Raw genomic sequence first — 22,971 nt, 5'->3', positions numbered from 1 at the left:
GGCTACCATGCAAGCAGGCGAATACCATATCCAAGATGGCGATATTATCTTAAACCAAGGTCGACAGGTGCAGACCATCAGTGTCAGCAATACTGGTGATAGACCTATCCAAATCGGCTCGCATTATCACTTTTATGAAGTCAATGATGCCTTGAGTTTTGAGAGAGAGCAGACTCGAGGTTTTCGTCTCAATATTATCTCTGGAACCGCTGTACGTTTTGAGCCTGGTCAATCGCGGGAAGTCGAATTGGTAGCATACGCTGGCAAGCAAGATGTATATGGTTTTGCTGGGCGCGTCATGGGCGCCGCTCATCCAGACGAAGCATCAGAGAGTGTTACTGATAAAAAGGCAACTGCTACTTCGCAGAAGCGAGTCAGTCGTCGTGTTTATGCTGAGCATTTTGGTCCGACAACAGGCGATAAAGTCCGCTTAGCCGATACCGAGCTTTGGCTACAGGTTGAAGCAGATTTAACCAGTCATAAAGATACAGCTGTTGATCAAGCAGATACGTCGCAAAGTGATGGAAGTAGCAGAGAATCTGTCGAAATCAAAGGTGAAGAAGTTAAATTTGGCGGTGGTAAAGTCATCCGTGATGGTATGGGACAAGGACAATTACTAGGCGCGGAAGTTGCCGATACGGTTATTACTAATGCATTGGTCGTTGACTATACAGGCATCTATAAAGCGGATATCGGTATCAAAAATGGCCGTATCAGTGCCATTGGCAAAGCGGGCAATCCTGATATCCAGCCTGCTATTGATATTCCTATTGGCGGTGCTACCGAAATCATCTCTGGCGAAGGCAAAATTCTCACAGCAGGTGGTGTCGACAGTCATATTCATTTTATCGCGCCCCAGCAGTGTGAGACGGCGCTTATGTCAGGGGTAACGACGATGCTAGGCGGCGGTACAGGGCCAGCTCAAGGTACGCTTGCCACCACCTGTACACCAGGGGCATATCATATTGCCTCGATGCTAAAGTCTACCGATAGTATCCCTATGAATATTGGACTACTGGGTAAAGGTAATGTGAGTGTACCAGAGCCCATTGCTGAACAAATCGAAGCAGGTGCCGTGGGGCTAAAGCTACATGAAGATTGGGGTACAACGCCGCAAGCCATCGATAACTGTTTGAGCGTCGCTGACGACTATGATGTGCAAGTGGCCATTCATACAGATACTTTAAATGAAAGTGGCTATCTTGAGAGCACACTTGCTGCTTTTAAAAACCGCTGTATTCATACCTTTCATACGGAAGGGGCAGGCGGTGGGCATGCGCCCGATATTCTAAAGGCTATTGGCGAGTCGCACGTTTTGCCTTCTTCAACCAACCCAACGCGCCCATACACCGTCAATACCATTGATGAGCATCTCGATATGCTGATGGTTTGTCATCACCTGAGCCCTGCTATCGCTGAAGATGTGGCCTTTGCTGAAAGCCGTATTCGTCAAGAAACCATCGCCGCAGAAGATATCTTGCATGATTTGGGCGCAATTTCTATGATGAGTAGTGACTCACAAGCGATGGGACGGGTGGGTGAAGTGGTCATTCGTACATGGCAAACAGCGCACAAAATGAAAGTTCAACGTGGTCATCTAGCACCAGATGCAACAGCAACGATTGAAGATGAGCAACAGTACATCACTTTGACAGACTATGACCAAAGCGCGGACAACGATAACTTCCGCATCAAACGCTATATCGCAAAATATACAATAAACCCTGCGATTACTCACGGTATCAGCGATATAGTCGGCTCAATCGAAGTAGGTAAATGGGCAGATATGGTGCTCTGGTCGCCCAAGTTTTTTGGGGTAAAGCCTGAATGCATTATAAAAGGCGGGCTCATTGCTGCAGTACCGATGGGTGATATCAATGCCTCTATTCCCACACCCCAGCCTGTACATTATCGTCCTATGTTTGCGACATATCCAAAATCGGTTGCCCAAACCAGCATTACTTTTATGTCGCAAGCGGCGATCGACAAACAAGTGGATAAGCAGCTTGGATTGACCAAAGTCATTCAGCCAGTACACGGCATCCGTAAAATTCGTAAAGGCGATATGCGCTTTAACAGCTACTGCCCAGATATGGACATCAATCCTGAGACCTATGAAGTACGCGCTGATGGTAAGACACTCACCTGTGAGCCAGCTGATGTACTACCAATGGCACAGCGTTACTTTTTATTTTAGAGCTTATGATGCACGTTTATAGGAGCTCTCTAATACAGTGAGCCATAAACCATGTATGCCAATGGTCAGTTGGTTTCTTGAATGAGATCGTATCTTTATTCCCAATACTTTTACCATCAATACTATTGACCAATAGTTTGAGCAACAACAGCCAGAGAAGAATAATGAAAATATTTAATACCCGTTTAAGTACGCTTAGCGATACCCAAAAAGCACAATTGGTAGAACAATATCAAGCCGATGATTACCTGCTATTGGATTTTGATACTCGTCAGCATTCCCGCTTTAGAGCGATTACTGTTTCAGGCGAGGCGGTTGGTGTTGACCTACCTCGTACAGGCGGATTAAAAGGTGATGATGTCCTTATCAATGAATCAGGGGAGTTGATGCAAGTCATCGCCAAGCCTCAAGCCGTGACTAAGGTGACTGCTGCAGATGATTTTCTACTAATGAAAGGGGCTTATCATTTGGGCAATCGTCATGTGCCATTGATGTTTGACCACAGTTTTGATCAGGGTGAGGCAGGCTATGCGCTGTACTTTGAAAACGATCATGTACTTGCACAAATGTTAGAAAATCTTGGTCTGCATATCGAGTCTACGTCAGTGCCATTTGAGCCTGAGACGGGCGCTTATCAAACGGGTCAAGGGCATTCGCATGGCCACTCTCACTCACATGCACATTCGCATAGTGACTCTCATAGTCATAAGGAAAGTCATAGCCATGATGAAAGCCACAGCCACAGCCACGGACATCAACATAGCCATAGTCATCATGATACGCCTGTAGGTCGTTCAAATGATGGTTAATACCAGTGCTCAACCTACTCAGTCTGCCCAGCTTGGACAGCTACTGATGCTGGCATCGAGTAATTTGCCGATTGGTAGCTATACCTATTCGCAAGGTGTGGAGTCAGCGATTGAGTCAGGGGTTGTCTCTGATGAAGCCAGTACGCTTACATTTATGCAGGACTATCTAGCACTTGCGGTGATTGGCTACGAGCTGCCTATATTAGGGCTAATAATGTGTGCGCTCAGCCAAAGTCATGAAGCACTAGCGGCAAATCTAGCACATGATTATCATGCTGGTCTCGAGAGTAAGGAGTTTGTACTGGAGTCGCAGCAGTTGGCACAAGCGATGGTGTCTTGGCTAAACGAAGTATTGAATCTTGGCATACCGGCCGAAATACCTGAAGATGGATTTTTGCCGCTATTTGCTCATGTTGCTCAGCATTGGCAACTGCCACTAGCGCAGTCGATGACTACTTATGGATTTGCGCAATTAGAGAATATGGTGCTCGCCGCTGTGAAGACAGTGCCGCTAGGACAAATGGCGGGTCAGCGTATTCTTTGGCAATTGCAAAGCGAATTGGGTGCTCAGGTCGATGCTCTAAGCGATGATGTACAACAGGCCTTTGATGCTCTAGTTATGTCGACAAATACTACCAATACTGTAGATAAAAGTGAAGAACCAGACTGTCAGCAGCTATGCCAAGACCTCTATGAATCGCTTAATATCTCGAATAATTTACCCAATTTGGCTATTCTCTCGAGTATGCATGAGGAGCAATACAGTCGGTTGTTCCGCTCATAACTGTACCTTTATTTCTATTTATACTTATTAATATACAAACTGTTTTAGGAAATTAATATGTCTCTAACTCCGCTTAAATCAAAAAATTCTCACGCTGCATCAGACGTACAAACTGATAGTGATAGCCAGAAACCGTCTTCTGCCTTATCGTGCTTACGCCTTGGTATTGGTGGGCCAGTTGGTAGTGGTAAGACTGCTTTGACATTAAGACTATGCCAAAACCTGCGTGATACGGTCAATATGGCAGTCGTGACCAATGACATCTATACCAAAGAAGATTCAGAATTTTTGACCCGCAATGATGCCATGCCCGCTGAGCGTATCCGCGGCGTAGAGACGGGCGGTTGTCCGCATACGGCTATCCGCGAAGATGCTTCTATTAATCTGACTGCGATTGCTGAGCTACAAGCGACTTTTGAAGGTTTGGAGTTGATTATCATTGAGTCAGGTGGCGACAATCTAGCCGCGACGTTTAGCCCAGAGCTGTCTGATTTGACCTTGTATGTCATTGATGTCTCTGCAGGCGATAAGATACCTCGTAAAGGTGGCCCTGGCATTACCAAGTCTGATTTGTTGATTATCAATAAGACTGACCTTGCACCAATGGTTGGTGCGTCGCTTGAAGTGATGGAACGCGATGCCAAAAAATGCGTGGCGACAAACCTTTTGTCTTTAGCAATATGAAAACAGGCGATGGGCTAAATGAGATTATCGCCTTTATTAAAGAACATGGCATGCTTGCCTAAAGAGCAGATGAGCTTTTACCATTAAAATATAAAGAATAAGGAAAAACAGCATGACACAGTGTACAAAAGGTCTTCACATCGAAAACTCTCGCTTTTCACAAGTGCTCTCAGCTCGTCATATCGTGTCTGGTTCGGCTGTGATGATGACATCACTAATGCTACCGTCATTGGCGCAGGCGCATTCAGGTCATATTCACTCGACTACCGCGCAAGCGCCATTGTTTTTGGGTACGTTGCAAGCAGGACTGATGCATCCAGTAACTGGCCTTGATCATTTGTTTTTAGCAGTCGGCATGGGCATGTTGTTTTATGGCCTGCAAAAGCAGCGCTTAGGCATGATGTCATTGACGGCAGGGTTGTCATTAGGCGCGATATTGGGCACGGCTGGCGTACTGATTGGCGGTATTGCATTTGTTGCATCATCTGGGCTAATTGAAGTGGCGATATCACTGTCGGTGGTCGTATTAGCGATGATTTTAATGAGTGGTAAAAGTAGACAAGAAGCATTCTCTGTGCAGACTCATACAGCACGCACGCCAAGTATTCAGCAGTTATCATTGTTTGGCTTTGGTGGTCTGGCGGTTTTTCATGGCATGGCACACGCGATGGAAGTACCAGCGAATGTCGGTGTAGGCGGTCAGCTAGGTTTTTATGCAGGGATGATGATCACGATGCTAGCGCTATATGCAGTTGGTACGCTGGTTAGTCAGCAGTTGCAGCAACGCTTTAGCGATAGCCTGTGGTTACAGCGCGGGCTAGTGCTACTAGGATTGAGCGCCGTATTTGCACCTGTTTTGGTATAAAGCGCGCTTTATAGTACAAGTACGATGTTTGCTGCTGAACTTACTTAGCTATCGAACGCCATAAAAATGCGCCCCGATCAAAAGGTCGGGGGCGCATTTTAGTTTTGATAACCGACTACAGCATATCTCAAAAGACAGCTTGTCGTATCAATTACATTGCTTGCTGCTGTTGTTGCTGAGCAGCTAGCAAGTCTTGGTAGCTAACTTCTTTGTCAGTTACTTTACCTTGTGCGATCAAGTAATCTACTACTTGGTCTTCTAGCACAACAGACTCAATGTTAGCGCGCTGCTGCTTGTCATTGGTGTAGTACTCGATAACTTCTGCTGGATCTTCGTAGTTTTCAGCGGCTTCTTTGATGAAGGTTTCTACACGCTCTTGATCTACTTCTAGGCCTTTGGTATCGATAACACGGGCAACGATGATGCCAAGACGGGCAGCACGTAGCGCTTGCTCTTCAAATAGCTCATTTGGCAGCATGTCTTTATCGAAACTATCAGCATTTGCGCCGAACTGCTGAGAAAAACGTTGCATCATCATGTTGCGTTGACGCTCGATTTCTTGCTCTAGCATCGCGTTTGGTACATCAAACTCGTTCTTTTCTAGCAATGCGTCAAAAGTCGCTTGCTTAACTTGGCTACGCGCAGCGTTTTTGATTTCGCGTTCCATGTTTTTGCGTACGTCTTCTTTCAACTTCTCAACGCCGCCTTCTTTTACGCCGAATAGCTCAAGGAACTCTTCGTTGATTTCAGGTAGCTTAGATTTTTCAACCAATTTTACGTTGATTTTGAACTGAGCTTCTTTACCAGCTAGGTTCTCAGCTTGGTAATCTTCTGGGAAAGTTACGTCGATAGTTTTTTCTTCGCCAGCTTTCATGCCTTTGATACCAGCTTCAAAACCTGGAATCATTTGGTTGCTACCGATAACTAGTTTAAAGTCTTCAGCAGAGCCGCCTTCGAATTTTTCGCCGTCGATAGAGCCTTCAAAGTCAAAAGTCACTTGGTTGTCTTTCGCAGCCATGCCCTTTTTCTCAACGAATTCTTGACGTTGCTTTTGTAGGTTTTCGATCATGGTGTCAACGTCTTCTTCACTCACTTGTGCAGTGTGACGCTCAACTTCGATCTCATCGATACCTTGTACGTCTACTTCTGGGAAGATTTCAACAGTGGCTTGATATACCAAGAAATCGTCTTCAAGTTTTACGTCGTCGATGTTAGGCATGCCAACAGCGCGGATGTCTTCAGATTTGATCGCTTCAAATACAGTATCACGGATGACATCGTTGATAACTTCTTGTTGAATGCCAGCACCGTACTGAGAGCGGATGTGTGACATAGGGACGTTACCTTTACGGAAACCGTCAATCTTGGCAGTTTTCGCAACTTGGCGAATACGGCCTTCAACTTTGTTTTGAATTTTTTCAACGGGTACTTTAACCGTTAGCTGGGTTTCTTTATTAGATAGCTTGTTGGTTGTGACTTGTAAATCTGTAGCCATGTTAATTACACCTTTAGGATTAAGTAGTACGTTTGATTAATGAAATAGTACTTAGGGTTAAATTGTAATAGACAGACCGCGCCTCAAATTACGGGCATGTACGACGGGCTGCCGTTGAAATAAATAGGGGATAGCGATAGCGCACAACGTCAAATTCAGTGCCAGTAGCAATCGCCACTGATACCAAAAGGTGAACCTGCTGAGGTTGTCCATGCTATCAAATATCGATAATAAACCGTTAATGCACCGCATAATAACGCTTTTTGGTGAATTATACAGCCAAATAGCGGATTTCAACAAAATTTTAAAAGTAGAACAGTATAATCTATCTGTTTATTAAAGTAAAAATTATCTCTTTGACAGCATGTTTCCTTATGTTGCTTGCTCTTATATGGCTTAATTTTATATAAAAATTTAGCCAGATTCGTATTCAATAAATCAGATAACGGACAAGAAACAGCGATAAGGTTGCAAGCGCGCTTACGGATAGTTATGGATAGTTATAAATAGAACAGCTATAAAATACTTATAAAGGTAGCTGTGCCAATAGCTGCTGGATTGCCTGACCACGATGACTGATACTGTTTTTATTAGCAGCGCTCAGACTCGCTGCACTGGCTTGCAAATCAGGTAACCAAAACAGTGGATCATAACCAAAGCCACCATCACCATGCGCTGTCTCTGAAATCTCGCCATGCCATAATCCTTGGGCGACAATCGGTAGCGGGTCATCGGCATGACGCACCATTGCCAGTACGCAAACGAACATACCTTTGATCGGAGTATCTGGCTTCGCTGCGCGGATAGGCTGCAAGTCAGCGATTAGCTTGGCGTTATTTTTACTATCGTTACCGTGCTCAACAGCGTAGCGAGCAGAGTAAATCCCCGGTGCATTACCTAGTGCAGGCACGCACAGTCCTGAATCATCCGCAATCGCAGGCAGTCCACTGATACGGCTCGCATGACGGGCTTTGATAATGGCGTTTTCCACAAAGCTTAGACCATCCTCGATGGCGTCTTCGATATCGAGCTGACCTTGCGGGACAATCGTCACGTCCAAGTTCGCTTCGGCAAATAGTCGTTTAAACTCAGCCAATTTGCCTTTATTGTTACTGGCCAGTACCCATTGGTTGCCAGATGTCGGATGGGTAGCAGTTAACGAGGTATCAGTGGTGCTCATAGAGTCAGTCCATTATATAAAGATGATGAAAAACTATCATTCGAGTGGGCTTTATTTATCTTCTGCAGTGCTAATCGATAAATTATTTGACGATTGAAGTAGTTATACTAATAATGATAACGCATGAGTTTGGAGTGCGTGCAATTCCTGCTTAATAAATAACCAATCGCTATACAGATTGTACGGGCTATAACATTTGGTAACTGATATTATTGGTTGCTATTGCTATAATAGGAGACAAGCTACAGTGAATTATATCTTATGGCTTGTGAATATTAAGTTAATAAAAGTCTATAAAGTCAGAGACTTGGCTTTTTGACGAAGAATAATAGCAATAAGTAACCGACAGGTTGATTTTGGATTCATAATGATACGTGATATTGTATTGAGCAGTACTGTGTATCAAGCGATAAAGTTCATTTCAAACAATAAACTCAGCCAATTTAGTCCGCTATTTTATAGTGTTTTTTGCGGTGTAAAAATAGCGTAAAATTCAGCTTCTATAAGCAAGTTTTTATAAACTAACGGCTAAACAGCAAGGATAAAATAATTATGTCAAACATTACTTTACCAGACCTACCATATGCAAAAGACGCACTAGAGCCACATATCAGTGCCGAAACGCTAGAGTATCATCATGACAAGCATCATGCTGCTTATGTAAACAAGCTAAAAGACATGTTGCCAGGTTCTGGTCTAGAAGATAAAACATTGCCAGAAATCATCGTAGCGACTGCTAAAGATGACAGCAAGCAAGGTATGTTCAACCAAGCAGCTCAAGTATGGAACCACACGTTCTACTGGAACTGCATGACGCCAACGAACGGCGGCGGCGAACCTACTGGCGATCTAAAAGCAAAAATCGAAGAAGATTTCGGTAGCTACGACAAGTTCCGCGAAGAGTTCAAAAACGCAGCATTGACTCAGTTTGGTTCAGGTTGGGCATGGCTAGTTGCTGATAAAGTCGGTGGCAAACTGTCAATCGCCAAAACTGCTAACGCTGACACCCCACTTGCACATGACCAAGTAGCGGTATTGACTTGTGATGTATGGGAACATGCGTACTATGTAGATTACCGTAACCGTCGTCCTGACTATGTTGATACGTTCCTAGACAAGCTAGTGAACTGGGACTACGCAAATGCAAAATATAAAGGTCAAGATGCTGGCGTTGAAGAGTAATCTTTAACGACTAAGTATTTGATTGAAAAAAGGACACCGCGAGGTGTCCTTTTTTATGTGCTAGCTTTCTATATAACTTTCTATTTCGATATCTGATCAAAACATATTTTTGATAGAGTAGTGCTATTAGGCGATACCGCCGTTTGCGCCGATATTTTGTCCAGTAACCCAAGCTGCTTCTTCACTGACCAAAAATGCCACCACACGAGCGATATCGACTGGCTCACCGATACGATTAAACGGTGACATGCTAGCAAGTCTCTCCACCGTGTCATCCGATTTACCTTGATGAAATAGCTCAGTGTCAGTAGGGCCGGGAGATACTGCATTGACCGTGATATTGCGTTCGCCAACTTCTTTGGCAAATATACGGGTTAGCTGATCGACCGCGCCTTTGGTCGCACAGTAAGTGCCGTAACTAGGTAGCAGCATACGAGTGGTCGTACTTGAGAGGTTTACGACACGACCACCGTCATTGAGTTTAGTCGCAGCTTCACGCAATGTATTGAACGTGCCTTTTACATTGATAGCAAATATACGGTCAAAGTCTTCATCAGTGGTCTCGGCAATGGGTTTATTAATCATTATACCTGCGCTATTAACCAGAATGTCTGGCTTACCAAACGCGCTGATAGTGGTATCAAACATTGCTTCGACTTGCTTGGTATTGCTAACATCGGCTTGCACAGCGATAGCTTCACCGCCTGCGGATTTAATCTGACTTACGATATCATTGGCTGCTGAGTCATCATTTGCATAATTAATGACGGTTTTAGCCCCTGATTCTGCAAGTGATAAGGCTATCTGTGCGCCGATACCTTTTGATGAACCGGTTACAATCGCGACTTTGTTTTTTAGTGTTGTCATCGATACTTTCTCCAATATTATGAGTGAATATCAGTACGCTTATATGGCGTTTTGACTGATGTCTCTTGATTAGTAGGAGATAAGTTACCAGTGTGTAAAACAAATAAGTAGAGCGATTCAGTATGCTTGTTTTTAGATAAATTTATCTATTGTGTCTATGCGGATGTAAAGTGCGTAAATAAGGATATTTGTTGAAAAGTAGTCTTTATTTGCTAAAGGTTTAGATGAAGGGGAAAGGTGTTATAAGGTAGTTTCTTAAGTCTGATAAAATGTCTACTTTTGCTTATTTCTGCGTTCAATAAGTACTTCATTTTGTAATGTAATTAGAGCTACTCATTAACTTTACATTATTATTTCTTTTCATTCTAAATATTACCGTTCATTCAATTTAAAGATTTATTATTAACAATATATTATACAAATCAAACACAATGCTGTAATATATTTTACATACATATGTCGAGTTCAGCTTTCTAAGCTGAAAGATAATTTAATATTCATTGGAGCAGCAAAGTGTCTTTAGTATATCTATCAAAAATAAGTGTTCTTACCGTTCTAGCAGTAGGCATTGTTGCATGCAGCAGCACTGGTAATGGTTCTTCAAATTTATCTACAAACGTAAATCCACCAATAGAACAGACTGAAGCTGAGAAGGCTGCTGCTGAAAAGGCTGCTGCTGAAAAGGCCGCTGCTGAAAAGGCTGCTGCTGAGAAGGCTGCTGCTGAGAAGGCTGCTGAGAAGGCCGCTGCTGAAAAGGCCGCTGCTGAGAAGGCTGCTGCTGAAAAGGCTGCTGCTGAAAAGGCCGCTGCTGAGAAGGCTGCTGCTGAAAAGGCTGCTGCTGAAAAGGCTGCTGCTGAGAAGGCTGCTGCTGAGAAGGCTGCTGCTGAGAAGGCTGCTGCTGAGAAGGCTGCTGCTGAGAAGGCTGCTGCTGAGAAGGCTGCTGCTGAAAAGGCCGCTGCTGAAAAGGCTGCTGCTGAAAAGGCTGCTGCTGAAAAGGCCGCGGCTGAAAAGGCTGAGAAAGAACGCCTACAAAAAATTGAAGCCAATCGTCTGGTCTTACTTGATAACGCTAAAAAAGCCGGCTTAAGTGACAAACAAGCAACTGCTTATGCCGAAGCCAACAAACAAGCTACTGATAAAGTGGCGCAAACTGCATTAGAAACTTTGGTTGCTGAAAAAGCTGCTGCCGATAAAGCTGCTGCTGATAAAGCCGCGGCTGAAAAGGCTGAGAAAGAACGCCTACAAAAATCGAAGCCAACCGTGTTGTCCTCCTACAACAAGCAAAAGAAGCAGGTTTAAGTGAGGAACAGGCAGTGGCATATGCTGAGGCGAACAAAGGTTCAAGTGCACAGAAAGCTCAAAGACAGTTAGCTGCTATCATTGCTGAAAATGAAAGAGTTGCCTTAGATGAAGCTCTTTCTCAAGCTAAGGGTGAGTATCATAATAGCTCTGCGTATCCTGTAGGTCAGATTTCCGCACGAACAACAGCTAGTAGTAGTGCAACAATTAATGGTAGAGGTCAATTCTACCAAGGCCATGCAGTAGTCTATAATCAGCCATACTCGGTTGTTTTAGGTAGTTATGGAAGCACAAAAGATAATAGTTATTATATTCCTAGATATAGTGAAGATTCTAATATTACCGTTAAAGGACTAAAAACAAAAGCTGATGCAATCCCTAGTTTAGGTACAGCAACGTATTCGGGTAAAGCTTTTAGTAGAGATGGTAATTTCCACCAAACATATAACACGCATAAAGAAGGTTTGTTATCTTATGATGTGAACTTTAAAGATAGAACTGGTACTGGTTCAATTACTGGCTTAGGTGATACCGTTGATTTACAACAAGGCACAATTTCAGGAACGGGAATCTCTGCAATAGCTCAACAAGGTTATAAAAACGGAAATTACTTGCTAGACTTCTATGGCAAAAAGGCTGAAGAAATCGCTGGTAAGGTTGTGTTCGATGGTAAAGATACCATTGGTTTTGGTGGTACTCGTGGAGAAATCTCTAAAAAATAGAAAGCTCATCCTTAAGTAACTATATAAATTAAACCGTTTGAAGTATTTATTCTATATTTCAAACGGTTTTTTCGTCATATTGGTAAAAGTTAATGAAAAAAAGCTCTATATAGCCTGCTGTATCGCATTATCTACCACAGCCATCGCTCAAGAAATACCACCATCCCAAACCGTGTTCTTTGAAAAAACACCACAAATACAACCAGAATTACTACTCAACCAGCCTAGTCTTAATACGCCAAGTGTTGCACCACTAGCAGAAGGTAGCAGTCTAGAAGAAAGCATCAGTTTCGCCATTGTCAGTAAAGACTGGCAAATGCTAGAAGAACTATTGGCTCAATATCGTACGACTGCGAATTTTGATCCAATTTTATATGATTATGGACTAGGAGCACTATATCGACATCAGGGTCGCCAAAAAGAAGCCATTGCGTTATATCAGCAACTATTAGAGCGTCAACCAGATCTATATTATCCAAGATTTGATTTGGCAATGATGTTATATGAAGATAAGCGTTATGCTGAAGCAAAGGTGCAATTAGAGACTACTGAACCCTATCTTGCACCAGCGCTACAAGCTCTGGTTAGTCAGATATTAAGCAGTATCAAAAAGTCTCAAGAGTGGCAGCCCACGCTAAACTTCAGTTATGAATCCACTGACAACGTCAATCAGGCGTCTGATTTGAAAGAATTAGTGATTGGTGAAGCCACATTTATTCGTAGTGATGACTCACTCCCGCAAGACGCACACGGCATACGTTATGAAATCGGTGCTACGCAAGAAAAAACCTTGAAGGTAATCATTATATTTATAAAAACGTAGACTTAGGCGGTGTAAGCTATTGGGATAATAGTGATTATAGTGAATTAACACTGCAAGCAAATTTGGGTTATCGTTATAAAGACATCAAGCAATCATGGGGTGTCATAACAATGGTTGAGCAAAACTTGCTAGGCGGAAGTCGTTATAATCAGAACTATGCGGCGACGTTAGAATACAACCGACAAGTATCAGATAAATGGCAAATTTCTGGTAGTGTTTCACATTTACAAAAACATTATGAAGATGATGACTTAGCCAATTACTACGATGGTCATGCCAACAGTACTGCGTGGATTTTACTTTACCAACCAAAACCTAGATGGCTAATTTATGTGGGTACAGACTTGATGCGCGATGACTTGAAGGATCAGGCTGAGTCGTCAGATCGTTACGGTATACGCGGCGGAATGGCATTCTCTGGGAATGAAATTAGTTTGAGAAGTAGTTTCCGTTACGCTCAGCGAGATTTTAAAGCAGATAATTTCTTCTATGGTGAAAAACGTAAAGATGATGAATACCAATTTAGTACAACCCTAGGACATAGAAAACTTAGTTGGAAAGGGTTCACACCAAAATTAAACTATGAGTACCAGAAAATTGATAGTAATTTATCACTTTATGAGCGTAGTAACAGCATAGCCTTTGTAAAAGTAGATAAAAGTTTTTGATTTTTTTATGCAACGTTAAACAAGAGCAGTAAATATTCACATTCTCTTTAGGTGTTTTCAGGCTCTATCAAGAATGTTACTCCTATATATTCACCGTACATTCACAAAACCTCAAACCCAAACTGACTCAACGCTTCTCGCAGCATCGCAATATTATAATAAGCATGTGCATTGACGGTATTTTGAAAGAAGATATAGAGCGTATCAAAGTGCTGACGCTGATTGGCAATCGCTTGTGCCCAGTCCAGCATCTCAGCTTCGCTATAGCGATAATCATGACGGTCTGCTGCGCTCATCGCATCCCACCAGTTTAGGTTATTACCGTGCATGCGCAGATAGCCAGTGCGTTCGGTAAATATCAATCGTGACGGCGGCAGTCCGCCAACCTTGGGATAATCGACGCTACACCAAATTAGTCCTTGCTGACGAAAGCTATCGACCACTTGCGGGGTATGCCAGCCGTTATGACGAAACTCGATAGCGAGCGGATAGTCTTTAAACCAGCTAACGAGGTTGGCCAAATAGAGGCGATGCTCACGAGTACGATCAAAGCCATGCGGGAACTGGAGTAATAATGGCGCTAAAGCATTTGCTTCGATAAGTGGGGATAAGGCGTTTAGAAATGCCTGTGCATGATCGCTTGTTCCTTTACGCGCATGAGTAAAGTCTTGATGCAGCTTAACGGCGAATTTCAACTCGCTGTCAGCCTGTACATAAGCTTTATCGACCATCCCAGCAAAGGCTTTTTGCCCGATGGGCGCATAAAAGGTGCTGTTGATTTCGACTGCACCATATTGCTTGGCGTACTCACGTAAGAAATCAGTTTTTTGGTGCCGGTGGAATACAGCGTACCGAGCAAATCGGTATCGCTATAGCCACCAGTGCCAAGATAAATGCGCGGGGTAGGGGAACTGTCCATGTTGACCACTCACTGCCGTTTTGGGTAATGAAATTTACTACGATATCTGCTTTCGGCTGCTATTTGACAAGCTACTTTTTACGCGACCAGAGCCATTCAATCAGTGCTAGTAGTGCATCATTGTCTGTGCCAATATTATCTTCATTGTCGCTAAGCTCACGACTATGTAGTTCATGAGAAATGGCTGCACGTCCGTCATTAAATAGCGATTGCGCATAACTGGTGGCATTATCGACACCCATCAGTTTTACGTAGGTAGATTTGTCTAGTTTTTCATCGCTACCTGCAGGCTTACCAAGTGTATCAGTCGTCATCGTGACGTCTAGCACATCGTCTTGGACTTGAAAGGCGAGACCGATATGTTGGGCGCACTCTTGTAGTGCCATGCGCTGCGGAGCCGTTGCACCAGCACAGACACCGCCCATGAGCATCGCTGCTTCAATCAACGCGCCTGTCTTATCACGGTGGATGGCTTCCAAATCATCCTGCGCGACACTGACACTGGCTTCGGCATTGAGGTCTAGCATTTGACCCGACACCATGCGTCTGGCGCGCGGAGCAAATATTGCCATGAGCTGACTGGCGATAGTTGCATCGAATGGCGTAAAAGTTGGCATCTCTGCAGTTAGTACTTCAAACGCTAGTGTCTGCAATACATCTCCTGCCAGCAGAGCCGTCGCTTCATCAAAAGCGATATGCGCAGTCGGCTGACCACGGCGAAGCTCATCATCGTCCATACACGGCAGGTCGTCATGTACCAGTGAGTAGGTATGTAGTAGCTCTACGGCCAATGCAGCACGGCGCGACATATCATAGTCTGAGTCGTTTTCTAGTAGCGCGTCCAGATCAGTATCGAGAGTGTCGATATCATCATTATGTTCATCTGTACGTTCATTATTACTGCTATTAATACTGGCAAAAGCGCTGGCAACCATCAGTGGGCGTACCAGTTTGCCTTGACCCGTCATCACATAGCGGCAAGCATCTACCAGCGGGCTAGGGAGCTTGGCATAAGCGAACATGACTTCAATATCTTGCGCCAATTGCTCGCGTACAGCCCCATGAAACTGCTCAGTGCTTTGAAAAGAGACAAAGTCAAAAGGTATAAAGCCAGTAGAGGTAGTGCTAGAAGTAAGGGAAACAGTCATAATCCAACCATTTATCAGGAATACAGTAAAACTTATTAGGGATAAGGTAAAAACGCTATTAGTGTAGCATGATAGGCCATATTGCCTATGTGACACACGGTATCAATTGATTGTTTTTTGCATTTTTCTACCAAAGTCTATTTAAAAACAGAGCAATCTTAGCTGCAATATAACGACAAGATTTCGTTACGGATGGATGATGTCACTCTCTTGTTGAATATGTTCTGATAAAAGAGCAAGCTAGGCTGGCACGTTAATTTTATTACCGTAGAAAAGTGGTACTGAATACTAACACTGAATAGCTAGCACTGACCAAGTAGCATTTATTAAGTAGCGCTAACGGACTGCCATTCCAAAGATGGCACGCAAGAAGTCAACAACACGAAATAAATCTAAATTAACAATTCAGTATACATTTATTCACTAAAACACTTTTAGCGTAAGGTAAATGCCTGCAAGTGATTTAAGAGTGACTTGCGAGTATGGTATTAGCTTGTGACAGTTAGGGGCATAATCCCCTACACTAATTGACGTGAAAATGGTCTGATGGTGACCCTACTGGGTTTTTTCTCAGGATGTTCAATCGTCGATACCGAGTGTTAGACCAAGTCTCAGTCAATATTTTGAACATCAGTACCTGCAACAGCAGTATATAAATGAAGCGTCATATGATGTCATGCAAGAGACGCAAAATGCGTGCATCATGATGAACGCTGGATAATAAAGACATCTTCACTTGTGAGCTGGTTATATGTTTGTCTTTATAACATGACAAGCGCACAGTGCTATTACCCATTTTACTAACAGTAACTGGCTATTTATTTTAATTCAAAACGTAGCTTTCGTTATATAGAAAGGAGTTTCAAATGGTATACCAAGGAAATCGCATCACGGTGACAATGCTAGAGGATGGCATCGCCAACATGCAGTACAACGCCGAAAATGAGAGCGTGAACAAATTTGATGCCGAAACCAACAAACAGTTTGGTGAAGCAGTTAGTGCGTTAGAAAAAGCCGACAACGTAAAAGGTCTTATCGTTACTTCAGCCAAAGGCGTGTTTATCGCTGGTGCTGATATCACAGAATTCGTCGGTTCTTTCAAAAAATCAGAAAGCGAGATCAAAGATTGGGTCGTTCATGTCAATGACGCTTTCAATCGTTTTGAAGACCTACCATTCCCTAAAGTTGCGGCTATCAATGGCGCGGCGATGGGCGGCGGTTGTGAAATGACTTTGGTTTGTGAATACCGTGTCATGAGTGACAAAGCCATCATCGGTCTGCCAGAAACTCAGCTAGGTATCTTCCCAGGTTTTGGCGGTACAGTTCGTAGTACGCGTATTATCGGTATCGATAACGCACTTGAGCTGATCGCGACTGGTAGCCCAAAGAAAGCATTGGCAGCATTGAAGCTAGGCTTGGTTGACGCGACTGTACCTGCTGACGACTTACAAGATGCAGCAATTGATCTAGTCAAAAAATGTATCTCAGGTGAGCTTGATTGGAAAGCAAAACGTGAAGAAAAACTGGCTCCAGTTAAGCTAAACCAACTTGAGCAAGCAATGGCGTTTAACAGTGCTAAAGGTGCTATTTTCGCTAAAGCCAATCCTAAGCAGTATCCAGCACCAGCGCTAGCAATCGAAGCCATTGAAAAACACGTTAACCTACCACGTGACAAAGCGATCGAAGTAGAAGCGGCTGGTTTTGCAAAAGCGGCTAAAACCCCACAAGCAGAAAGCTTGGTTGGTTTGTTCTTAAACGATCAATTGGTTAAAAAGTTAGCGAAACAGCATAGCAAATTAGCACATGAAATCAATGAAGCCGCCGTACTAGGTGCTGGCATCATGGGTGGCGGTATCGCTTATCAGGCAGCCAGCAAAGGCTTGCCAATCATCATGAAAGATATCAAGTCTGAGCAATTAGACCTTGGTATGGGTGAAGCCAGCAAGCTACTTGGCAAAATGGTTGATCGCGGCAAGATGACCCCAGCAAAAATGGGTGAAACGTTAAGCCGTATCCGTCCTACTTTGAACTACGGTGATTTTGCTGAGACTGATATCGTTATCGAAGCTGTCGTAGAAAATCCAAACGTGAAGCGTGCGGTACTAAAAGAAGTAGAAGGCTTGGTTAAAGACGACTGTATCCTAGCGTCAAACACCTCGACTATCTCTATTACGTTCCTAGCAGAAGCGCTTGAGCGTCCAGAAAACTTCGTTGGTATGCATTTCTTCAACCCAGTACATCGTATGCCATTGGTAGAAGTTATCCGCGGTGAGAAATCATCTGAAGAAGCCATCGCGACTACCGTTGCACTTGCTTCTAAAATGGGTAAAGTGCCAGTAGTAGTTAACGACTGCCCAGGTTTCCTCGTAAACCGTGTATTGTTCCCATACTTTGGCGCGTTTGACTTGCTACTTAAGCAAGGTGCTGATTTTGCTCATGTCGATAAAGTTATGGAAAAATTCGGTTGGCCAATGGGCCCTGCATACCTAATCGACGTAGTCGGTCTAGATACAGGTGTACATGGCGCAGCAGTGATGGCTGATGGTTTCCCTGATCGTATGAAGCCTGATTATAAAGGTGCTATCCAGCATCTATATGACAATGAGCGTCTGGGTCAGAAAAACGGTATCGGTTTCTATAAGTACGAAATGGACAAGCGCGGCAAGCCAAAGAAAGTTGCTGATGAAGCCACTTACGAGTTGCTAAAAGCCACGACCGATAGCGAAAAGCAAACGTTTGACGATCAAGCAATCATTGATCGCACTATGATTGCCTTCTGTAACGAAACCGTTCGCTGCCTAGAAGACAACATCGTAAGCACCCCAAGCGAAGCCGACATGGCGATGATTATGGGCGTAGGTTTCCCTCCATTCCGTGGTGGCCCATGCCGTTATATCGACCAAATGGGTCTAGATAACTACTTGGCACTATGTGAAAAATACGCACATCTTGGCAAAGCTTATGAAGCGCCACAAAAGATTCGTGACATGGCAGCCGCAGGCGAGACTTTTACGCAACAGCGTAATAGTCAGTCATTACTAGGATGAAGTGCAGTACGTTTGCTATTTTGCATAAAAGCAATTGAGACATGAATCGTCTCCAATAGCGAACGTACGATTATAGTTGGTTCGGTTTAAGGCTAGTACGAGTAAATCAAGCGCAAATGTACCTATTGTACTTTGAGCGAGATTGACGAGGTAATAGGCGTAAATTGGGCTGACTACACTGACAATAAAAATTGAAAAGGAATATGGTATGACAACTTTAAGTCCAAAAGATGTGGTCATCGTAGATGGCGTACGCTCGGCAATGGGCAAAACCAAAAACGGTATGTTCCGTCATGTACGTGCTGATAGCATGTCAGCGGAACTAGTACGTGCGCTAGTAGAACGTAATGACTTTGATACCAATGATATCGAAGACATTATCTGGGGTTGTGTCAACCAGACGCTAGAGCAAGGCCTGAACATCGGTCGTAACATCGGTTTGCTAGCTGGTATCCCAAAGACTGCTGGTGGCCAAACGGTTAACCGTCTATGTGGTTCTTCTATGCAAGCGCTACATACTGCTGCTGCACAAATCATGACCAACCAAGGTGATGTATTCATCATCGGTGGTGTTGAGCATATGGGTCACGTAGGCATGATGCACGGTGTTGATTTAAACCCTGCTGCTTCTAAGCATTATGCAAAAGCGTCAAACATGATGGGCTTAACTGCTGAAATGCTAGGTCGTATGAACAATATCACGCGCGAAGAGCAAGACGCGTTTGGTCTTGAGTCACATCGCCGTGCATGGGCTGCAACCACTGAAGGTCGTTTTGACAATGAAATCATCGGTATCGAAGGTCATGATGCTGCTGGTCGTCTGCAACTATGTACGGTTGATGAAGTGATTCGTCCAGACGCAACGATGGAGCAAATGCAAAAGCTACGTCCAGCGTTTGATCCAAAAGGCGGTACAGTAACAGCGGCAACCTCATCTGCATTATCTGACGGTGCGTCAGCAATGCTAGTAATGAGCGCACAAAAAGCCAAAGATCTAGGTCTAAAGCCACGTGCCCGTATCCGTAGTATGGCTGTGGCTGGTTGTGATGCCGCTATCATGGGTTATGGTCCTGTACCTGCTACCCAAAAAGCATTGAAGCGTGCTGGCATGAGCATCGATGACATGCAAACCATCGAGCTAAACGAAGCGTTTGCTGCTCAAGGTCTATCAGTATTGAAAGGCCTGAACCTATCTGACAAGCAAGACATCGTTAACATCAACGGTGGTGCCATTGCTCTAGGTCATCCACTAGGATGTTCAGGTGCTCGTATCACAGTGACATTGCTAAACGCAATGGAGCAATCAGATACTGAAATCGGTCTAGCGACAATGTGTATTGGTCTTGGCCAAGGTATCGCTACTATTATTGAGCGTGTTTAATCTTATTTATATAAACAAGATTATTTGAACACTCAATAAGTAGCTACTCGCTAACGAAAAACCTCTAGTCATAACGGCTGGAGGTTTTTTATGAAGTAAAACTAATGTTTGGTAAGCTAATAAAACACGGAGTCGAAAGACACAGTATTATAGCGTTTAAAAAATATCTCCATTGACGCATTCATGAAACTATGACTAAATAAGAGAAAGATGAACCATGGCACTGTTTATGATAATTCTAAAATAGTTTTTAGTTGCAACTGTCAGCCGTACAAGGAGTGTACTATGTCTACTATGATTAATGATCGCACCTATCGAATCGCTCGTGAGAATACCCAAGCAATGATTGTCGATGTGCAAGAGCGCTTAACGCCGCATATCTATGATCACGAAAATATCGTCAAAAAACCGTTACCTTGATTAAAGGGCTGCAAGCGCTCAATATTCCAATCATGCTCAATGAACAATATAAAAAAGGATTGGGCGATACCTTGCCAGAGCTGCGCGACGTACTCGAAGGAGATAATGCCAAGAGCTTTGAAAAGGTCACCTTTAGTGCCTGCGATAATAATGATTCATGGCACCATTTAGCGCAGCAGAACCGTAGTACCGTGTTGCTTTTTGGTGCTGAAGCTCATGTCTGTATTATGCAGACAGCACTGGATTTATTGGATAATGGTATGCAGCCTGTCATTATTGGTGACGCGGTGGGTTCTCGTTTTCCTTATGATAAAAAGCAAGCAATTCGCCGTATTCGCCGTGCAGGTGGGGTGATTAGTACTGTCGAATCAATCTTATTTGAGCTGTGCCGTAGCAGCGAAGATCCTGCGTTTAAAACCATTATTAATTTGATCAAGTAGGTGGCTAATATCTAGGTGCTTAAAGGCTTGGATAAATGTCAATTTAACCATTTATCTTCTAATTTATAATAGATAGCGCTTGGTAAAATAAGCGCTATTTTTTTGGTAACGGTAATAGTCTTTTGACCATTGCTAGATATCAAACTAACTATAATACCTTGAGCAATGAAACTTAAAATTGCTAGAACTTATAAGCATTAAACCAATAACTAGAGAAAACCAGAGAAAAAATAATGTCGCAAGCCAGCTCTATATCACTCATTAATTCCGAATCTACTTCACATATCGATATTGATGATGTCACTCATTTCTTATTGGAGTTAGATGCGCTCAAACGCGTGAATCGCCGCAGCTATGTGACACAGACCACTCGCAAAGAAAACTCTGCCGAACATTCTTGGCATTTAGCGATGGCCTGTTGGTCGATTGCTGAATTATTTGCGCTAGACGTCAATCATGAAAAATTGCTGAAGATGGCACTGGTTCATGATTTGGGTGAGATTGATGCGGGCGATACTTTTTTATATGCCGATACGCGTACTGATGCACACGTCGAAGAGCGTGCAGGCATTGCCAGATTGCAACGTGAGCGAGGCAATGGCATTAGTGATTTAAGCGAGGTGTGGGAAGCGCAAGAAACAGGAAGTAGCAAAGAGAGTCAGTTACTCAGAGTGGTCGATCGCTTATTGCCATTTCTACTCAATCTAAATACTGATGGTAAAACGTGGATTGAGCTTGGCGTTACGCGATCGCAGGTGGCGGGTGCTCATACATTTATCAAAGACAGCTTTCCTCCTATCCATGATTGGCTCACACGTAATATTGCATACGCAACTCAGCAAGGGTGGCTGATTGATGCGTAAATCTGCATAAGTAACAGGCATAAAAAAGCCCAGTTAAGCATGATGATTCATGCTTAACTGGGCTGATATTTTCAGTACTCTTATACAGGTGTGCTATTGAGCGTTTGCCATTCCTAGCAATTGACCCATTTGCACGACGCTATTGGCTTGCATACTATCTAGCCAGTCAGCCTTCGCTGCTTTTGGTAATACTACGATAGCCGTTGAGCCTAGATAGAAGCGTCCAAGCTCTTCGCCTGCCGCAAACTGCATATCGTGTTCCGCTTCCTGTATATCATCCGTGCGGGTAATTTTGCCAGTGGCGACGGTTTCGATACCAGCGACGATCATAGCACCAACCATTACGACAGCTGCTTTGCCGTACTTGGTATCGAACATACAGACCAGACGCTCATTACGCGCAAACAAGTCCGGCACGTTAGCCGCCGTAGTATTGTTGACTGAAAACAGGGTGCCAGGCACATAGCGAGTCTTGGTCAATGTGCCAGTAAATGGCATATGCACACGGTGATAATTACTAGGCGCTAAGTAGATAGTCGCAAAACTGCCATCAGCGAAATAACTGCCATCTTCACTATCAGCAAGTAATTGGCCGACATCATAGTGACGACCTTTGGCTTGTAGTAGTTTATGGTCTTCGATTTGTCCTAGCTGAGAGATAATACCGTCCGCAGGGCTCACGATACCGTTTGCCGTGGCGTCGATAGTACGAGCGTCTTCTTTTAACTCGCGGGTAAAAAAGTCATTAAAACTTTCATAAGCGTTAAGGCTTTGGCGTTCGTACTCGTCTAAGCTGATATTATAAGCTTTGGCAAAGCTACGGATAAAGGTGCGTTTGACATAAGGATGACGACTGGCGGCCAAACGTCCAGCGACTTTACTGAGCTTTTGCTGCGGCACAAGCTGTTGTAAGGTGGTAAATACATTCATAATAAGGCTACCAAAATAAGGTGTAATGTAATAGGGGCGTGTTGGAAATTCGACCATGGCACTGACAGTGGCTAAAATTGCGCCATACTACGTTGTAAATCTAGATAAGGCATGAGCATTATCGTCGTTTTACGCCTTGTCTGGAACAGTTTTAGCGATCCGCAGTACCTATTTGTGAATATCAAACACGTCCTAATAATAGTTAAGTTAATGACGGTATTTTATCATGGACAGCATATTATTGTATG

The 22,971-nt window shown here is 43.7% G+C and carries 19 protein-coding genes and 2 pseudogenes; 14 read left to right on the top strand and 7 right to left on the bottom strand.

Translation table 11 applies throughout. The features are described 5' to 3' along the window. The first annotated feature begins 7 nt into the window (after window positions 1-7). The 5 genes and pseudogenes from ureC (at window position 8) to ACOBWA_RS13580 (ending at window position 5,339) form a co-directional block, all read left to right on the top strand. Window positions 8-2,197 carry an urease subunit alpha gene (gene ureC / locus ACOBWA_RS13600; protein WP_420229665.1) on the top strand — a complete coding sequence of 730 codons (2,190 nt, stop codon included), beginning with the start codon at window positions 8-10 and terminating at the stop codon, window positions 2,195-2,197. A gap of 164 nt (window positions 2,198-2,361) precedes the next feature. Continuing rightward, window positions 2,362-3,006 (top strand): urease accessory protein UreE, encoded by a 645-nt coding sequence (gene ureE, locus ACOBWA_RS13595; protein WP_420229664.1) that lies wholly within the window; start codon window positions 2,362-2,364, stop codon window positions 3,004-3,006. Further along, a complete protein-coding gene (locus ACOBWA_RS13590; protein ID WP_420229663.1) occupies window positions 2,996-3,790 on the top strand; it encodes an urease accessory protein UreF in 795 nt (264 codons plus the stop codon). The genes ureE and ACOBWA_RS13590 overlap by 11 nt, the downstream gene beginning before the upstream one ends. A gap of 57 nt (window positions 3,791-3,847) precedes the next feature. After that, window positions 3,848-4,536: pseudogene (ureG, locus tag ACOBWA_RS13585) on the top strand (urease accessory protein UreG). Between the two features lie 50 nt (window positions 4,537-4,586). Next, the gene (locus ACOBWA_RS13580) at window positions 4,587-5,339 is read left to right on the top strand and encodes a HupE/UreJ family protein (protein WP_420229662.1); all 753 of its coding nucleotides are present in this window, start codon (window positions 4,587-4,589) and stop codon (window positions 5,337-5,339) included. 151 nt (window positions 5,340-5,490) lie between these two features. On the opposite strand, the gene tig is transcribed toward ACOBWA_RS13580, so the two are convergent. After that, on the bottom strand, window positions 5,491-6,834 hold the full coding sequence (tig, locus tag ACOBWA_RS13575; RefSeq protein WP_420229661.1) for a trigger factor: 1,344 nt from the start codon (window positions 6,832-6,834) through the stop codon (window positions 5,491-5,493). Between the two features lie 526 nt (window positions 6,835-7,360). Then, entirely contained in the window at window positions 7,361-8,014 is a 654-nt protein-coding gene (gene rdgB / locus ACOBWA_RS13570; protein WP_420229660.1) for an RdgB/HAM1 family non-canonical purine NTP pyrophosphatase, read from the bottom strand. Window positions 8,015-8,566: 552 nt separating this feature from the next. Here rdgB and ACOBWA_RS13565 point away from each other — a divergent pair. Next, entirely contained in the window at window positions 8,567-9,196 is a 630-nt protein-coding gene (locus tag ACOBWA_RS13565) for a superoxide dismutase (protein WP_101205324.1), read from the top strand. Between the two features lie 126 nt (window positions 9,197-9,322). On the opposite strand, the gene ACOBWA_RS13560 is transcribed toward ACOBWA_RS13565, so the two are convergent. Further along, window positions 9,323-10,063, bottom strand: coding sequence for an SDR family oxidoreductase (locus ACOBWA_RS13560; RefSeq protein WP_261870198.1), 741 nt, complete (start codon window positions 10,061-10,063; stop codon window positions 9,323-9,325). A gap of 513 nt (window positions 10,064-10,576) precedes the next feature. On the opposite strand from ACOBWA_RS13560, the gene ACOBWA_RS13555 reads away from it, so the two are divergent. The 3 genes and pseudogenes from ACOBWA_RS13555 (at window position 10,577) to ACOBWA_RS13545 (ending at window position 13,575) form a co-directional block, all read left to right on the top strand. After that, entirely contained in the window at window positions 10,577-11,362 is a 786-nt protein-coding gene (locus ACOBWA_RS13555) for a histone H1-like repetitive region-containing protein (protein WP_420229659.1), read from the top strand. Window positions 11,363-11,376: 14 nt separating this feature from the next. Beyond that, entirely contained in the window at window positions 11,377-12,084 is a 708-nt protein-coding gene (locus tag ACOBWA_RS13550) for a Slam-dependent surface lipoprotein (RefSeq protein ID WP_420229658.1), read from the top strand. A gap of 316 nt (window positions 12,085-12,400) precedes the next feature. After that, window positions 12,401-13,575 (top strand): annotated as a pseudogene (locus ACOBWA_RS13545) (surface lipoprotein assembly modifier). Window positions 13,576-13,676: 101 nt separating this feature from the next. Here ACOBWA_RS13545 and ACOBWA_RS13540 read toward each other — a convergent pair. The 3 genes from ACOBWA_RS13540 to ACOBWA_RS13530 all read right to left on the bottom strand — a co-directional run bounded on the left by ACOBWA_RS13540 (window position 13,677) and on the right by ACOBWA_RS13530 (window position 15,642). Next, window positions 13,677-14,354 carry a DUF72 domain-containing protein gene (locus tag ACOBWA_RS13540; protein ID WP_420230782.1) on the bottom strand — a complete coding sequence of 226 codons (678 nt, stop codon included), beginning with the start codon at window positions 14,352-14,354 and terminating at the stop codon, window positions 13,677-13,679. Next, complete coding sequence (locus tag ACOBWA_RS13535; protein WP_420229657.1) at window positions 14,267-14,494, bottom strand: hypothetical protein; 228 nt, start codon at window positions 14,492-14,494, stop codon at window positions 14,267-14,269. The genes ACOBWA_RS13540 and ACOBWA_RS13535 overlap by 88 nt, the downstream gene beginning before the upstream one ends. 71 nt (window positions 14,495-14,565) lie before the next feature. Continuing rightward, window positions 14,566-15,642 (bottom strand): polyprenyl synthetase family protein, encoded by a 1,077-nt coding sequence (locus ACOBWA_RS13530; RefSeq protein ID WP_420229656.1) that lies wholly within the window; start codon window positions 15,640-15,642, stop codon window positions 14,566-14,568. 866 nt (window positions 15,643-16,508) lie between these two features. On the opposite strand from ACOBWA_RS13530, the gene fadB reads away from it, so the two are divergent. The 5 genes from fadB to ACOBWA_RS13505 all read left to right on the top strand — a co-directional run bounded on the left by fadB (window position 16,509) and on the right by ACOBWA_RS13505 (window position 21,793). Further along, window positions 16,509-18,689 (top strand): fatty acid oxidation complex subunit alpha FadB, encoded by a 2,181-nt coding sequence (gene fadB, locus ACOBWA_RS13525; protein WP_420229655.1) that lies wholly within the window; start codon window positions 16,509-16,511, stop codon window positions 18,687-18,689. Window positions 18,690-18,897: 208 nt separating this feature from the next. Further along, a complete protein-coding gene (gene fadA / locus ACOBWA_RS13520) occupies window positions 18,898-20,070 on the top strand; it encodes an acetyl-CoA C-acyltransferase FadA (protein ID WP_057761795.1) in 1,173 nt (390 codons plus the stop codon). 285 nt (window positions 20,071-20,355) lie between these two features. Then, window positions 20,356-20,490 (top strand): hypothetical protein, encoded by a 135-nt coding sequence (locus ACOBWA_RS13515; protein ID WP_420229654.1) that lies wholly within the window; start codon window positions 20,356-20,358, stop codon window positions 20,488-20,490. Continuing rightward, window positions 20,487-20,930, top strand: a complete 444-nt coding sequence (locus tag ACOBWA_RS13510) for an isochorismatase family protein (RefSeq protein WP_420229653.1) — start codon at window positions 20,487-20,489, stop codon at window positions 20,928-20,930. Before ACOBWA_RS13515 ends, ACOBWA_RS13510 begins: the two co-directional genes overlap by 4 nt. Window positions 20,931-21,163: 233 nt before the next feature. Continuing rightward, window positions 21,164-21,793 (top strand): HD domain-containing protein, encoded by a 630-nt coding sequence (locus ACOBWA_RS13505; RefSeq protein WP_420229652.1) that lies wholly within the window; start codon window positions 21,164-21,166, stop codon window positions 21,791-21,793. A 93-nt stretch (window positions 21,794-21,886) separates the two neighbouring features. Here ACOBWA_RS13505 and asd read toward each other — a convergent pair whose 3' ends face one another. Then, window positions 21,887-22,723, bottom strand: coding sequence for an archaetidylserine decarboxylase (asd, locus tag ACOBWA_RS13500; protein WP_420229651.1), 837 nt, complete (start codon window positions 22,721-22,723; stop codon window positions 21,887-21,889). Between the last annotated feature and the right edge of the window lie 248 nt (window positions 22,724-22,971).

The organism is Psychrobacter sp. ER1 (assembly GCF_048631835.1).
Taxonomy (GTDB): Bacteria; Pseudomonadota; Gammaproteobacteria; order Pseudomonadales; family Moraxellaceae; genus Psychrobacter.
The sequence above is the reverse complement of the archived record's forward strand: the minus strand, read 5'-3'. Positions and strand labels throughout refer to the sequence as shown.